Source organism: Paenibacillus sp. JNUCC 35 (assembly GCF_058269095.1).
On sequence record NZ_CM177771.1, the window covers coordinates 6,010,059 to 6,024,160 of the forward strand.

The 14,102-nt window shown below is 55.5% G+C and carries 13 protein-coding genes; 1 reads left to right on the plus strand and 12 read right to left on the minus strand.

Going from position 1 to position 14,102, the window contains the following annotated elements:
* Positions 1–9: 9 nt before the first annotated feature.
* From AC2TF6_RS27240 to pth, 10 genes are all read right to left on the minus strand, one after another.
* Positions 10–270 (minus strand): RNA-binding S4 domain-containing protein, encoded by a 261-nt coding sequence (locus tag AC2TF6_RS27240; protein ID WP_009671920.1) that lies wholly within the window; start codon positions 268–270, stop codon positions 10–12.
* Positions 270–542 carry an HU family DNA-binding protein gene (locus AC2TF6_RS27245; RefSeq protein WP_009671911.1) on the minus strand — a complete coding sequence of 91 codons (273 nt, stop codon included), beginning with the start codon at positions 540–542 and terminating at the stop codon, positions 270–272. Before AC2TF6_RS27245 ends, AC2TF6_RS27240 begins: the two co-directional genes overlap by 1 nt.
* 114 nt (positions 543–656) lie before the next feature.
* Complete coding sequence (gene yabN, locus AC2TF6_RS27250) at positions 657–2,138, minus strand: bifunctional methyltransferase/pyrophosphohydrolase YabN (RefSeq protein ID WP_491309309.1); 1,482 nt, start codon at positions 2,136–2,138, stop codon at positions 657–659.
* Between the two features lie 107 nt (positions 2,139–2,245).
* The gene (locus AC2TF6_RS27255) at positions 2,246–4,045 is read right to left on the minus strand and encodes an oligosaccharide flippase family protein (RefSeq protein ID WP_491309310.1); all 1,800 of its coding nucleotides are present in this window, start codon (positions 4,043–4,045) and stop codon (positions 2,246–2,248) included.
* A 44-nt stretch (positions 4,046–4,089) separates the two neighbouring features.
* Positions 4,090–4,632: a stage V sporulation protein T gene (gene spoVT, locus AC2TF6_RS27260; protein ID WP_491309311.1), complete on the minus strand. Its 543-nt coding sequence runs from the start codon at positions 4,630–4,632 to the stop codon at positions 4,090–4,092.
* A 158-nt stretch (positions 4,633–4,790) separates the two neighbouring features.
* Positions 4,791–5,333: a stage V sporulation protein T gene (gene spoVT, locus AC2TF6_RS27265; protein ID WP_009671922.1), complete on the minus strand. Its 543-nt coding sequence runs from the start codon at positions 5,331–5,333 to the stop codon at positions 4,791–4,793.
* Positions 5,334–5,565: 232 nt separating this feature from the next.
* On the minus strand, positions 5,566–6,726 hold the full coding sequence (locus tag AC2TF6_RS27270; protein ID WP_491309312.1) for a peptidylprolyl isomerase: 1,161 nt from the start codon (positions 6,724–6,726) through the stop codon (positions 5,566–5,568).
* Positions 6,713–10,234 (minus strand): transcription-repair coupling factor, encoded by a 3,522-nt coding sequence (gene mfd / locus AC2TF6_RS27275; protein ID WP_491309313.1) that lies wholly within the window; start codon positions 10,232–10,234, stop codon positions 6,713–6,715. The genes AC2TF6_RS27270 and mfd overlap by 14 nt, the downstream gene beginning before the upstream one ends.
* Before the next feature lie 127 nt (positions 10,235–10,361).
* Positions 10,362–10,592: an anti-sigma-F factor Fin gene (gene fin / locus AC2TF6_RS27280; protein WP_009671878.1), complete on the minus strand. Its 231-nt coding sequence runs from the start codon at positions 10,590–10,592 to the stop codon at positions 10,362–10,364.
* A gap of 214 nt (positions 10,593–10,806) precedes the next feature.
* Entirely contained in the window at positions 10,807–11,376 is a 570-nt protein-coding gene (gene pth, locus AC2TF6_RS27285) for an aminoacyl-tRNA hydrolase (protein WP_009671867.1), read from the minus strand.
* A 231-nt stretch (positions 11,377–11,607) separates the two neighbouring features.
* On the opposite strand from pth, the gene AC2TF6_RS27290 reads away from it, so the two are divergent.
* Positions 11,608–11,808, plus strand: coding sequence for a hypothetical protein (locus AC2TF6_RS27290; RefSeq protein ID WP_009671908.1), 201 nt, complete (start codon positions 11,608–11,610; stop codon positions 11,806–11,808).
* A gap of 115 nt (positions 11,809–11,923) precedes the next feature.
* Here AC2TF6_RS27290 and AC2TF6_RS27295 read toward each other — a convergent pair whose 3' ends face one another.
* Together AC2TF6_RS27295 and glmU are read right to left on the minus strand one after the other, a co-directional pair.
* Positions 11,924–12,553 (minus strand): 50S ribosomal protein L25/general stress protein Ctc, encoded by a 630-nt coding sequence (locus AC2TF6_RS27295; RefSeq protein WP_491309314.1) that lies wholly within the window; start codon positions 12,551–12,553, stop codon positions 11,924–11,926.
* Between the two features lie 81 nt (positions 12,554–12,634).
* Complete coding sequence (gene glmU, locus AC2TF6_RS27300) at positions 12,635–14,032, minus strand: bifunctional UDP-N-acetylglucosamine diphosphorylase/glucosamine-1-phosphate N-acetyltransferase GlmU (protein WP_491311723.1); 1,398 nt, start codon at positions 14,030–14,032, stop codon at positions 12,635–12,637.
* Positions 14,033–14,102: the final 70 nt, after the last annotated feature.

Genomic DNA, 14,102 nt, shown 5'->3' on the forward strand with positions numbered 1-14,102 from the left:
GCCTCTTGGTTATCCGTTATTCGCTTCTTCCCGCAGAAGCGTGTACATATGAGCCGCATCCTCTTTACGAGTCGACTCCGTCAGCTGTTCCACGCGAACGGTCACTTTCTTCTGCCCGAATTGAATGGTAAGCTCGTCGCCTACTTTCAACGTCGAGCTCGGTTTCGCATCCCGCCCGTTGATCCAGACACGCCCCTGATCAGAGACGTCTTTGGCCACCGTACGGCGTTTGATCAGCCGGGATACTTTTAAAAACTTGTCGAGTCTCATTATTTTACGGCTTCTTTAAGCTTGTTGCCCGCTTTAAAAGCAGGAACATTCGATTCCGGAATAGAAATTTCTTGACCGGTTTGCGGGTTGCGGCCCGTACGTCCGGAGCGTTTGCGGGTTTCGAATGTACCGAAGCCGATCAGCTGAACTTTATCTCCTGTGGACAGCGCGTCCGTAATTTCACCGAGGAAAGAGTTAAGGACGGTTTCCACGTCTTTCTTGGTGAGTCCGCTCTTTGTGGAAATGTTGTTGATCAGATCTGTTTTGTTCATGATTCGAATACCTCCTAAAGTGAATGACAATGTGTAGCTGGTTTTGAATCTCACAGGAAAGCCGCTTCCGAAACTAAGTATTCTTGCTCAGCTTGGGAAATCCTGCTGAAAAACCTACGTGGATTGAAGTTTTTTTGCTTCCTGCCACAATTCTTCCATCTCTGCCAAATCCGCCTCCGCCAGGGACTTGCCCCGGGCTTCCAGGCGCTCTTCGATGTACTGGAAACGGCGTACAAACTTGCGGTTAGTCGAAGCCAGCGCCTCTTCCGGATCGATTTTCAGGAAACGTGACAGATTGACAACGGCGAAAAGCAGATCCCCGAGTTCGTCCAGGCGCTCCGCCGCCGCACCGTTTTCCATTGCTTCCTGCACTTCACCGAGTTCCTCGGTGATTTTGCCGATCACTTCTCCGACCTCGGACCAGTCAAAACCGACGACAGCCGCTTTCTTCTGAAGCTTCAGGGCTTTCATCAGAGCCGGCAGATCCTTGGGCACTCCCGCCAAAGCAGACTGCTTCGAAGGGTCAATCCCTTTGCGGCGCTTCTCCTCGTCCTTCATCTGCTGCCAGTTGGCAAGAGCCTCTTCCGCATTTTCCGCTCCTTCCGTACCGAAAACGTGCGGATGACGGCGGATCAGCTTCTCGTTGAGACCCGCGATTACGTCATAGACGGTAAAAGCGCCGGTCTCCTCTTCCATCTGGGAATGGAGCATCACCTGCAGCAGCAGGTCACCGAGCTCCTCGCACATATGGTCGGGGTCGTCCTCATCGATCGTCTCCAGTACCTCGTACGCTTCTTCGATAAGATTTTTGCGGAGGCTGGCATGCGTCTGTTCGCGATCCCACGGGCAGCCTTCCGGGCTGCGGAGAATCGCCACAATTTCATGCAGCCGCTCCAATGTACGGTTGCGGAGTTCGTCGCGATCGCTGCGCGGCACCCATACAAGGGAGAGGTTGCCGTAGCCCTCGATCCGGTCGAGCTCGTAAAGAGGAACCCGGACAACCGATTCTTCTCCCGCAACGCCAAGGGAGTGACCCGCAAAGACGGTGTAATCGTCCGGGTAAAGCTCCATCAGCGTAAGCTTCACATCCGACGCCGTAAATGTATCGTACACTTGTCCGATAACCGTATGCAAGCGGGGGTTCAGCATGCCGGGCCGCAGGTCCGTCGCATCCAGAAGCTGCATCCCTTCGATAGGATCGAAGCCGAACCGGAGAAACGCCTGGTCGAGGAAGCTTTCCCCGCCCACGATCTCCAACGGAATGCCCGCGTCCGGGCATTTCGTCCTCAGCAGCTGCACGGTGTATTCGGCCACCATAGGATGTCCGGGAACGGCGTACACGACAGCCTGCGAAAGGGCCGACTCCAGCAGCGAGGCCGCTATCGCTTCATATGTGTCGTCAAAGCGGTCCTTCGCTTCGTAAATCGCGTCAAAGGTCTCGAACCGGATCCCCTCCGCCCGGAGATAGGCGGCAACCGGGTGATGATCGGTGCGGAGAATCAGCTTCGGAGCCTGCTGCAAACGGCGCAGCACGCCGAGCGTGAGCTGGTTTTCGTCCCCGGAACCGAGTCCGAGAACCGTAATTCCTTGCGTCATAGTCCTTGCCTCCCACGCGTATTCCGGTTCCCGCTTAAGCGGAGCCGGTTGATTCGCAGCTATTTTACGCCGACACGGCGCGGTCTATCACGGGGCGCGGCTCGCTTCTAGAGCCGTTCCCCCTGCGGGAGCAGGCGCAGCTTCGTCAGCGCCGAAGCCAGCTTGCCGCCGCCGGGGAGCTGCTCAAGCTCCGCGCGGTTCACGGCGCCGAAGCGCAGCAGCGCGATCGCGTACACGGCCGCGCCGAGCGCCACCCCGGCCAGCGCCAATACGCTGGCCTGTCCGCGCGAGCCGAGGCCCGGCGCCACGGCGCCAAGCAGCGGCCTACCCGCGAGCTGGAGCGCGCCCAGAGCGGCGCACATGAGCCCCGCGGCGGCAAGCGGCGCCAGGGCCGAGGCGCTCCAGCGCTGCGGAGCGCCGGTCAGCCGCCGCACCTCCGCGAGGCCGAGGGCGGACGCGGCCGCGAACGCGAGCACCGCCGACACGGCTGCGCCGGCGATTCCCCAGCGCGGCACGAGCAGCAGGCTGCCGCCGATCTTGACGGCGGCTGCGGCGAGCAGGTGCAGCGCGGGAGCGTTTACGGCGCCGAGGCCCTGCAGCACTCCGGCAAGCACGATGTTGAGCGTGCCGAACAGCGCCGTGAGCGCGAGCAGAGCCATCGTGCCGGACGCTTCTTCGCTCTGATAGAGCATCACGTTCACCGGCACGGCGAGAGAGGCCAGGCCGGCGGCCGCAGCCAGGCCGAGCAGGCCCGTCATCCGCACGGTCCGCTCCGTGCGCGCTTGCAGCTGCGCCGGGTTGGCCGCCGCAGCCGCGGCGATCGCCGGCACCAGCACGGCCGTCAGCGAGGACGCGACCATCGTCACGGCCTGTACCAAGGGCAGGCCGTGGTTGTACAGGCCGAACTGGCGCATCGCCTCGGCCGGGTCCGCTCCTCCGCCGAGCAGCAGGCGGGGAATGGTGAAGGCGTCGATGAGATTGAGAATCGGCGTCATGATGGAGCCGAGGCAGATCGGCAGCGCGTAAGCGCCGATAGAGACCATGAGCCGGCCAAGCGGTTCTTTGGTCCCCACAGGGCCAGTGGCCTCAGCTTGGGCAGCCTCTCCTATAGAGGCCGGTTTCTCATCAGCCGATCGTTCAAGCCTCTTGCCCGCGCTATGCGGGGCTTCACGGGAGTCGGAATGATCGGCGGTTTCCGCCGACGTTAATTTAGCCGGATTCCCAGCCCTTCTTTCCCTGCTTCTCTGCCAATAGAACAGAAGCAGAAGCAAGGCTCCCGCTGCCCCCGTTACGGAACCGAATGTCGCTCCGGCGGCAATATCGCCGTCTCCCGCACCTTGTTCGGTCAGGTAAAGCAGAAGAAGAACCATCGTAAGCACGCGCACCGTCTGCTCGACTACCTGGGACACCGCGGTGGGGACCATGTTCTGATAGCCTTGAAAATAACCGCGGAGAACCGAGAGTACAGGAACCAGCAGAAGCGCGTACGAAATGCTGCGGATGGCCGGCGCTGCAGCCGCTGTTCCTATCCAGCCCGCAAGCGCATCGGCTCCGAAATACAGCAAGAGAAAGCAAAGGACGCCGGTTCCTGTCAGGAGCAGAGCGGAAGCTGCCGCCACCCGCCTCGCCCCTGCATGGTCGCGTGCGGCTGCCCGGTCCTGGACGAATTTTGCGACCGTGATCGGAAAACCCGCCGTCGCCAGGAAAAGAATCAGGAGGTACAGCGGATAGACGGCATTGTAGATGCCGAAAGCTCCGTCTCCGGCTATATTCTGCAGCGGAATTTTTTGGAGCGTTCCGAGCAGTTTGGAGAATACCGCCGCCGCGGCCAGTAACGCGGCGCCCTTAAGGAGCCGGGAGCCTCCGACCGTCACAGTCTGTTCCTGCGTTCCCTTTTCCGTGGACATGGACGTCTCTCCTGCGATAAAAGATTAAATGTGCCTGTGTCTATCTACACTTCCATTTGTTTGGACAAGAAGGAAGCGGCCGTTTCGGCCATGATCCGCTCGGTTTTTCCCATGACCACATCATTTTCCTTGCTGACCAACAGAACGGCGCCGATGGCATCCCCGTTGTGAATGATCGGTGCAATGACGAACGAGCCGTAAGCATCTGCCGCATCCTTAACCAGCTCGTAACTGCCGGCCGTTTCTTGCACGATAGTCTGTCTTCCGTTCAAGGCGCTCTCCAACTGCTCACCCACCGGTTTGGCGTCATATTCTTTACGTCCGCGGCCTGCCGCTGCGATGAAGGTCTCACGGTCCGATATAACGGCTTGATACCCGGTGCTCTCGTTTAACGACTCCGCGTATTCCAGCGCAAAATCTCCAAGTTCACCGACCGGTGAATATTTCTGCAAAATGACTTCGCCGTCGGGGTTCACGAATATTTCCATGGGATCGCCTTCCCGGATGCGCATGGTGCGCCGAATCTCCTTCGGAATGACTACCCGTCCTAAATCGTCTATGCGTCTAACTATACCTGTCGCTTTCATGCTGCTTAAAGCCTCGCTTTCCTTCTGGGGGTTTACACTAGGATGTTTGAAAAAATACGGATTAAAGAGGACTCTTCCCATTATATATAAATTTCCTCATAAAACAAAAAAAGCCCCCTTACCTCCGGAATTGGTTTCCAAGTAAGGGAAGCTTTCGGTTACTGCTCCATTTGTTTCGCCAAAAAACCGGCTGCAGTCTCCACCATTTTCGATTCCATGTTGCCCATCTTGACCTCTTCGTCCTTGCTCATCAGAATAACCGAACCGATCGGATCTCCGCCCGCAACAATCGGAGCGATGACGAAAGAGCTGTAAGTTTCGGGATTGTCTTTGGAGATTTCGTATGTACCCGAACCGCTCTCGATCGTCGGTTTACGGTTTTCCATGGTGGTCTCCACGATCTGCCCGATCTGCTTGTCCATATACTCTTTCTTCGAACCGCCCGCTACCGCGATCACCGTATCCCGGTCCGTAATCAGTGTGATATGATTGGTGCTCTCATAGAGAGACTCGGCATATTCTTTGGCAAAATCCCCTAATTCGCCGATCGGGGAATACTTCTTCAAGATAACTTCACCGTCGCGATCGACGAATATCTCGAGCGGGTCGCCTTCCCGGATGCGCAGTGTGCGCCGTATTTCCTTCGGAATGACAACCCTGCCCAGGTCATCAATGCGACGAACGATTCCAGTTGCTTTCATGACTCTTGTTGCCCCACTTTCACTTGAAGTTTTGGATACGACTGGACGCCGATCTGCGTGTATTTAAAAGAGAAGGGTGTAGCGATTCGATTCTGACCATAGTATTCATCCGCCCCCATATTCTTATACATTTCCCTCTTTCCCTCCACGTAAAATAAAAAGCCATCCCGTCCGGATGGACGAGATGGCTTTCGTGACATCAATGATCTGCCGCCAGGCTTCGCAGATTCGCTTACTTCGCCGCCGGCGAAGGGCTTGCGGCCGGAGGCGTCGCTCCAGGCACGTCGGTCGGCGCCGCGGTCGGCGTCGTCTGTGGAGACGGACTGCCTGTCGGAGCCGGCGTGCCGCTTGGTTCCGTGCTGCCGCCAGGTGCCGGGCTCGGATTGGCCGATGGAGCCGGAGTCGGAGTCGGCTTAGGAAGCTTGTTCGTTTCGATCAAGCCGGGAAGCTCCTTCGTTACGAACTCCTGCATCTTCACTTGTGCCAGGTTGGAGGCCAGATCTTTCTTGGCGTCTTCTACGGTTTCGGTTTTACGGGATTCCACTTTCATGACGTGGTAGCCGTAATCGGTCTCAACGGGATCGCTGATCGTATTCAAAGGCAGCTCGAGGGCCGCTTTTTTGAATCCGGCCACCCACTGGCTTACTTTGGCGTTTTCATACTTGCCGCCTTTATCTTTCGAACCCGGGTCATCCGAGTATTCTTTGGCAAGAGCGTCGAAGTCTCCGCCGTTTTTCAGCTTCTGCTGTACTTCTTTTGCGCGCTTCAAAGCTTCTTCTTTCGTGCGGAGCTCTTTATTCGTATTCGGATCGTTAAGACCGATGAGAATATGACGGACAGTCGCTACATCGTAGGCGTTCGGGTCCGCTTTTTTGGCCTTCTCGTATTCCGCTTTGATTTCGTCGTCGGTGACCTGCTTTTCCAAGTAACTCGTGGAATATACGCTGAGTCTCAAGAGGTTCTCAATGTCTTTCTCTTCCAGTTTCGCGTCTTTCAGCTTCTTCTCCAGGCCGCCTTCCTGCGCGCCCACGAAAGTTTTCAGCTGCGTAACCTGGTCGGTTACCTGCTTGTCCGCTTCTTTCTTCACATCATCGCTCGCACGTCCGGAAAGGACCTTCAGCATGATATACTGCTCCAGCATGCTTTGCTGGTATGCCGGGTCGGTTTCGAATTGCGCGTATTCCGGATACAGAAGACGGTTGAAGGAAAGCAGTTTATCAAACTCTCCGCGGGTCACTTTACCCCCGTCTTTGTAAGTCGCGATAACCTCTTCCGGCGTGCCGGCTTTTCCTTCGTCCTTCTTGGCGCATCCGCTGGCCACGGCCAAAACAAGGACTAATACGGCAAGAAGCAGCCACTTGCTTTTGGCCCAACCTGATTTATTGTGTTGCATTCTGCAATTCTCCCTTCGTTTTCAAGGCTTCCCTGTATTGTAACAGAAAACGCTCCACCAATGCGATTGTGTCCTCGGGGGACAGCCCTTTGCCGCGGATATGAACATGAATCTGAGGCCCGGCAATCAGCTTGACGCGCCCGTCGAAGCCGTTCGAAATCGTAAACAGCTTCTGACCGTCCAGTCTTTCCGTCTCGTCCGGAGAAATCTTGATCTGATAGTCGTCGCCCTTCTGGGAGATGGATTCGATTTTATATTCGGCTCCATACACCTTCAATCTGGCTACGGCCAAAAGATTGGAAACGGCAGGCGGCAAATCGCCGAACCGGTCCACCAATTCCTCATCCAGATCTTCCGCTTCCGCGAAGGAGCGGATATTCGCCACTTTCTTGTAAATCTCGATCTTCTGCATACTGTCGTAAATGTAATCCGACGGCAGGTAAGCATCCAGGTGAAGGTCAAGCTGCGTGATCCATTCCTTCTCGGGCTCCGCCTGCTCTCCGTCCAGCTCCAGCTTGCGCTTGGCGATTTCTTCGCTCAGCATCTGAGAGTACAGGTCGAATCCGATGGAAGCGATAAACCCGTGCTGCTCGGCTCCGAGCAGATTGCCGGCTCCGCGGATGGACAAGTCCCTCATGGCAATTTTAAACCCGGACCCAAGTTCTGTAAATTCTTTAATTGCCTGGAGACGTTTCTCCGCCACTTCGTTCAGCACTTTGTCGCGCTGATACGTAAAGTACGCGTAGGCGATCCGGTTGGAACGGCCGACCCGGCCCCGCAGCTGGTACAGCTGGGATAAGCCCATCTTGTCGGCGTCATGCACGATCAGCGTATTCACGTTCGGGATATCGACGCCGGTCTCGATGATGCTCGTGCTTACGAGCACGTCGAACTCGCCGTCCAGGAAGTCGAGAATCGTTTTCTCGAGTTCCTGCTCCGACATTTGCCCGTGCGCAACGGTCACGCGGGCTTCCGGCACGAGCATGGAGATCTGCTCGGCCATCTGGTTGATCCCCTGGACGCGGTTGAACAGGAAATACACCTGTCCTTCACGCGCCAGCTCGCGTTCGATCGCTTCCCGTACGAGCGTTGTGCTGTATTCCAGCACGTAGGTCTGTACGGGGAAGCGGTTCTCCGGCGGCGTCTCGATGACGGACAGGTCGCGAACCCCCAGCATCGACATGTGGAGCGTGCGCGGGATTGGCGTGGCGGTCAGAGTCAGCACGTCGACATTCGTTTTCAGCCGCTTCAGCTTCTCTTTGTGCGAAACGCCGAAACGCTGCTCCTCATCGACGATGAGCAGCCCCAGGTCTTTGAACTTCAGATCCTGGGACAGCAGGCGGTGCGTTCCGATTACGATGTCGACGGTACCGGCTTTGACACCCTTGGTCGTTTCATTCTGCTCTTTCTTCGAACGGAACCGGCTCAGCACCTGGATGTTGAACGGGTATCCCGAGAAGCGCTCGCGGAACGTCTCGTAATGCTGCTGCGCCAAAATCGTCGTCGGCACCAGGACAGCGACCTGTTTGCCGTCGATAGCCGCTTTGAAAGCGGCACGGATAGCCACTTCCGTCTTGCCGTAACCGACGTCTCCGCAAAGAAGCCGGTCCATCGGACGCGGTTTTTCCATATCCTTCTTAATTTCCCCAATTGCCCGGAGTTGATCCGTCGTTTCGTCATACGGAAACATGCTTTCGAATTCCTGCTGGTAGGCGGAATCGGAGCTGAAGCCGTATCCCGTTGTCGCTTGACGGTCCGCGTAAAGCTTGATGAGATCGTCGGCGATGTCCTTGACGGAGGTCCGCACTTTGTTCTTGACGCGGTTCCAGTCGGCCCCGCCCAGCTTGTATATCTTCGGCTCTTTCTCTTCCGAACCGACATATTTCTGAATGAGGTCGATCTGGTCGATCGGGACGGACAGCTTGTCGCCGCCCGCATAGACAATATGCAAATAATCTTTATGAATGCCCCCGACTTCAAGAGTGCCGATCCCGACATACTTCCCGATCCCGTGATTAACGTGAACGACGTAGTCTCCGACTTTAAGCTCCTGGTAGCTTTTGATTCTCTCGGCATTCTCGATTTTCTTGTCTACTTTGCGCGCTTTCCGCTGCTTCTGCGTAAACATCTCGCCTTCCGTAATCACGACGAGATGAATGGACGGCAGCTCGAAGCCGGTCTGCAGGTTTCCGTTCATAATCTCGGGTTCATCGATTTGATAATCCCCGAGCACTCGGCGGACGCGGTCCATCCGCTCTTCACCGTTGGCTAAGATGATAACGCGGCTGCCCGTCTTTTTCCAGCGTTCCATTTCCGCTTTCAGAAGGTTCATCTGCCCGTGGAAATTCTGCATGACCCGGGACATGAAATTGACAATGTTCTGCGGCTGGGTCTGCGGGACCTGGCGCAGGAAGAGCGACATATAAAGCGTCGGATAAGTGCGGCGCTGCATAAGGGTCTCCAACTGCTTCGAAAGCGTGAGGGCCGGGAGGGCCTTCCCGTCCTGAAGGGAACTCGTCACCCACTCCGCCTCTTCCCGCTCCAGCTGCTTGGAGGTTTCCACGAGCCGGGCCGGCTCGTCAACGAGCAGCACCGTATCTTCCTGCATGTAATCGGATAGAGTCTGCCGCTCCGGATAGAGCAGCGAGACATACTTGAACAGCCCCTGGAAGGTGTTCCCCTCTCGGAGCAGTTCAATATCATGTCCGATTCCTTCCAGCAGCCTGTCCTTGGCCTGACGGTCCGTCATTTTGGCAAGCTGGGTCTGAAGAAGTTCGTAAGCATGCTGAGCAGCACTCTGAAAACGCTTTCTATTTAAGAGTACTTCCCGGCACGGCTGGATCACGAACGAATCCAACTTTTCGATGGAGCGCTGGTCCGATACGTCGAACGTACGGATAGAATCCACATCCACATCGAATAACTCGATCCGGACGGCCGTGGAAGAAGTCAGCGGAAATAAATCCACGATGCCTCCGCGGACGCTCATTTCCCCCTTCGCTTCCACCCGCTCCACACGCTCGTAACCCAGCTCGGTCAGACGGGTCAGAAATTCCTCCAGGTCAATCGTATCCCCCAAACGTACGGTGAGCTGGGCTTCCTTGAACGTTTCCTTCGTCGGAAGCAAACGGCGGAATCCGGCATAGGGCACAATGACCGCTCCCCGGTATCCGCCGGCCAGTTTGGTCAGCACATCGATCCGCTGCGCCAGCATTTCGGGACTGGCAATAGCCGCTTCGGCGGCAAGCAGCTCTTGTGCGGGATATAAGAGAACCCCGTCTTCCGGAAGACATTCGCTTAAATCCTCGAAGATCTTCTGGGCGGAGAACATATTATGCGTAACGATGAGAAGCGGACGCTCGAGTTGCTGCATCAGTGCGGCAAGCATCACCTGACGAGAGGAGCCGGTTAATCCGGCGATCAACTGCTCTTTCATGCCGGAACGAATACCCGTAATCACACTTTGAAAATCGCGGTCCGTTGAAAAAGCCTGTATTAAAGCTTGCAAATCAAGTACACTCCTCTCACAAAAAGAAGCCTCGGCGCTTGCCTAGGCTGTCATGACACAATTTTTGCACATGTCCGGAGTACGGGATAAGCGCCCTAAGCAGCGCGCAGGCAGCGGCCGGAATCGGTCACTGCAGCGGGCTGCCGATCAGGTTAAGCTCCGGATTGGCGTCCAGTGCCTGCTTGCAGTAATCGCAAACCACCTTGACCGTAACGCCCCCGTCCATGTTATACGCTATTATATCGCTCCGTTCTTCGGGGGTCAAGAAATGGAAACCGAGCTGGTATTCACTCACTTGATCCCGGCTGATTTCCCCGATAGACGATTGGCAATGACGGCAAATATATTTTACTGACATCAATGTATGCCTCCTTGCAGGATTCGATTACTCCTTAGTATGGCCCTAATTTTAAAATCCTATCCAACTCTGGAAGTAATTTACCAGCCTATGCACGGCATACAATGTGTCTTGGAGCGGCCGATGTCCCCGGATCAGCATTCTGGAAACTGGGCACACGAGAGAACGCCCGTTTGCCGCAACTCAGGATATTGCATGCACCCGGGACTCCGGACTAATTCCCGCTTCCGTTGAAAACCGCCATCGTTTTCTCGAAAGGCTCGCTCAAGCAGTGCTCCATCGCTTCGCACGTTTTGTCCAGAACGGCCGGCAGCGCCCCCGTTTCCGCTTTGCTGAAATTCGACAAAACATAGTCGACAATCGGATAGCCCGGATTCGGTCGATTGATCCCCATACGGATGCGGTTGAACGTGGACGTGCCCGTATGGGCTATGACGGATTTGATCCCGTTATGGCCGCCGGCGCTCCCCTGGTAACGCAGTCTGATATTCCCGAATGGCGTATCCATGTCATCGTACAAAATGACAAGATCCGACACGTCGACTTTATAGAAGTCCATGAAAGCCCGGATCGACTCCCCCGACAAATTCATATAGGTCATAGGTTTCAGCAAGTAGGCCTTTGTACCGTTCACACGCACCTCGGCCAGATGGCCCTTGCACTTATTCTGGAACGAAGAGACGCCCCATTTCTCGGCAAAACGGTCAATCGCCATGAATCCGATATTATGCCGTGTATGCTCATACTGTTTCCCTGGATTGCCTAAACCGACAAAACATTTCACGTTTCATTCACTCCCAAAATTTTTTTACTTTTTTTAACTAGACACCGTAACGATTCCCTGGCGAAACTTGTCTATTATATACAGGCATTTTGCGCGGTTCCGGGCATAGGCCTGCGGTTTTTCGGCCGCTCGGCTCATTTGCCGGTCCCGGCCGCAAAGATAAAGTCATAAATTGGCGCAAATCAGCATGATTTACGCTTCAAAAAATATGGGTAGCAGGTGATGAATCTTATGTACGACAACGGCCAGCAGCTTTACCAGGACGACCATTTTCAAGATCATTTGGAAGCGGAGGTTCCTGTCCAAGTATACTATCTTAACGCCCACAAAGATATAGGCTTCGTCTATCTCTATTCTTCCCACTTCATCAAGATCAACAACACGTTTTACAACCGCGGCATGTTCACATTCGTATCGAGACCCGGTTATTAGGCGCAATTTGGCAAGCGCTTACATAGCTTGTCAACTTATTCGCCCAGCGGTTAAGGATAACAAAGGCTGCTGCCGGATAACCGGCAGCAGCCTCTCATTTTGCCCGAAGGCCGTGTTATTCTTTCGACTCCGCAGTTTTTTCAGCCGTAGGCTCAGCTTCGGCTGCAGGCTCGTCCGCAGTCGTTTCTTCGACTTCCTTCTGCGGTTGAAGCACGGTAACCACAACGTCCTCAGCTTCCGTTTTCACTTCGACGTTCTCAGGCAGCTTCAAATCGGATACGAGGATATTCTCCCCGATGCCGAGATTGCTGATATCCACCTGCACGGAGTCCGGCAGATCATCAGGCAGACAGCGGACGTCGAGCTGCGCCGTCTCCAGCTGGAGAATGCCGCCTTCCTTCACGCCTGCCGCTTCTCCCACGATCTCGATGGCAACCGTAGCCTTAACCGGCTCGTTCATGTTGATCTGATGGAAATCAATGTGGATGACATCCTGGCTCAGGCTGTCTCTCTGAACTCCGCTGATAAGTACGGGGCGTTTGCCCACACCTTCGATATTAAGATCAATCACCGCATTCGGGTGGCTTCTCAGCAGCGGCACGAGTTCCTTCCGCTCCAGAACAACCGTAAGGCTGTCCGTGGTTTTCCCGTAAACTACGCCAGGCACCTTGCCTTGTCTGCGCAGCTGCTTGGCCTCCGACTTGGTGGCATTGGTTCTGGTATTTCCTTTAAGAGCTACTCCCATACAAAAAGAACCTCCCTTTTAGATGGCTAAAGATAAATTACCCATCCGGGGGAGGTTTCAATCAATTATTTATAAAAAATTTTACGAGTGCTTGTTTTCTTTCTTCGCTTTCAGCTTGCTGCGAATGCGATCGGCGTAGCCTTTTTTATTCGTCTGGCGCTCGCGGGCGATCGCCAGATCGTTGTCTTCCACGTTGTGCGTAATCGTCGAGCCCGCCACCACATAGGCTCCGTCGCCGATTTTGACAGGGGCGATCAGGTTTACGTTGCTTCCGATAAAGGCATCGTCGCCGACTTCCGTCAGGCTTTTGTTGAAGCCGTCGTAATTGACCGTGATGGCTCCGCAGCCGACATTGACGTTCTTACCGATAACGGCGTCTCCCACGTAACTGAGGTGCGACACTTTCGATCCCTCGCCGAGCTTGGCGTTTTTGATTTCCACAAAATCGCCGATTTTGACATGCTCGCCAAGATCCGTTCCCGGACGCAGGTAAGCGAACGGCCCCACATTCGCGTGGCTGCCGACTTTGGCTTCCTGAAGCACCGATTGCTTGACGGTTACTTCGTCGCCGAGCGTACTGTCGCAAATCTCGGTGTTCGGTCCGATCACGCATTCCGATCCGATGACCGTTTTGCCCCGCAGAGCAGTCCCCGGATACAGGATAGTATCCGGCCCGATCACGACGTCTTTCTCAATATACGTTTGAGAAGGGTCGATGAACGTTACCCCGCCTACCATGTGGCTGCGGTTGATACGCTGACGCATCAGCGTCTCCGCTTCCGAGAGGGCGATCCGGTCGTTAACGCCAATGGCCTCCGCCTCGTCCGGCGTGCAGTATGCTTCGACGATCTCGCCGGCATTTTTCAGGATCCCGACGACGTCCGTCAAGTAATACTCGCCCTGGGCGTTCTCGTTCTTCACGTTCTCCAGCGCTTCGAACAGCTTCCGGTTATCGAAGCAGTAGGTGCCCGTGTTGATCTCGCGCACAGCCGCTTCTTCCGGGCTGCAGTCCTTCTGCTCGACGATCCGGTCCACCCGGCCGCCTTCGCCGCGGATAATGCGTCCGTAGCCCGCGGCATCTGTCATTTCCGCCGTCAGGATAGTGCCCGCCGCGCCTTTTTCCTGATGCAGGCGGAGCATTTTCTCCAGCGTCTCCGGACGGACCAGCGGCGTATCTCCGCATACGACGAAGGTAACGCCGTCTTCCGCTCCGATAACATCCTTCGCCTGGAGAACGGCATGTCCCGTTCCGAGCTGCTGCTCCTGAAGAGCGTACTCCGCCCGGTCTCCCAAATAGCCTTTAACGGCTTCGGCCCCGTGGCCTACAATTACGATCGTTTTCTCCGTTTGTATATGTTCAAGTGTATCCAGTACGTGTCCCACCATCGGTTTTCCGCAGACGGAATGCAGCACTTTGTACAGCTTGGATTTCATTCGTTTTCCTTGTCCCGCGGCCAGTACAATCGCCATCAGCTTCAACTTCAATCCACTCCTTCTTCTCCTCTGGGTTTCATCCATGACTATATCTTATCTGCTGGAAAAAGAAAAG

Bases quoted from the DNA above. Each gene is read 5' to 3' on its own strand.
- AC2TF6_RS27240 (WP_009671920.1), bottom strand. From the start codon at position 270: ATGAGACTCGACAAGTTTTTAAAAGTATCCCGGCTGATCAAACGCCGT.
- AC2TF6_RS27245 (WP_009671911.1), bottom strand. From the start codon at position 542: ATGAACAAAACAGATCTGATCAACAACATTTCCACAAAGAGCGGACTC.
- yabN (WP_491309309.1), bottom strand. From the start codon at position 2,138: ATGACGCAAGGAATTACGGTTCTCGGACTCGGTTCCGGGGACGAAAAC.
- AC2TF6_RS27255 (WP_491309310.1), bottom strand. From the start codon at position 4,045: ATGTCCACGGAAAAGGGAACGCAGGAACAGACTGTGACGGTCGGAGGC.
- spoVT (WP_491309311.1), bottom strand. From the start codon at position 4,632: ATGAAAGCGACAGGTATAGTTAGACGCATAGACGATTTAGGACGGGTA.
- spoVT (WP_009671922.1), bottom strand. From the start codon at position 5,333: ATGAAAGCAACTGGAATCGTTCGTCGCATTGATGACCTGGGCAGGGTT.
- AC2TF6_RS27270 (WP_491309312.1), bottom strand. From the start codon at position 6,726: ATGCAACACAATAAATCAGGTTGGGCCAAAAGCAAGTGGCTGCTTCTT.
- fin (WP_009671878.1), bottom strand. From the start codon at position 10,592: ATGTCAGTAAAATATATTTGCCGTCATTGCCAATCGTCTATCGGGGAA.
- AC2TF6_RS27290 (WP_009671908.1), top strand. From the start codon at position 11,608: ATGTACGACAACGGCCAGCAGCTTTACCAGGACGACCATTTTCAAGAT.
- AC2TF6_RS27295 (WP_491309314.1), bottom strand. From the start codon at position 12,553: ATGGGAGTAGCTCTTAAAGGAAATACCAGAACCAATGCCACCAAGTCG.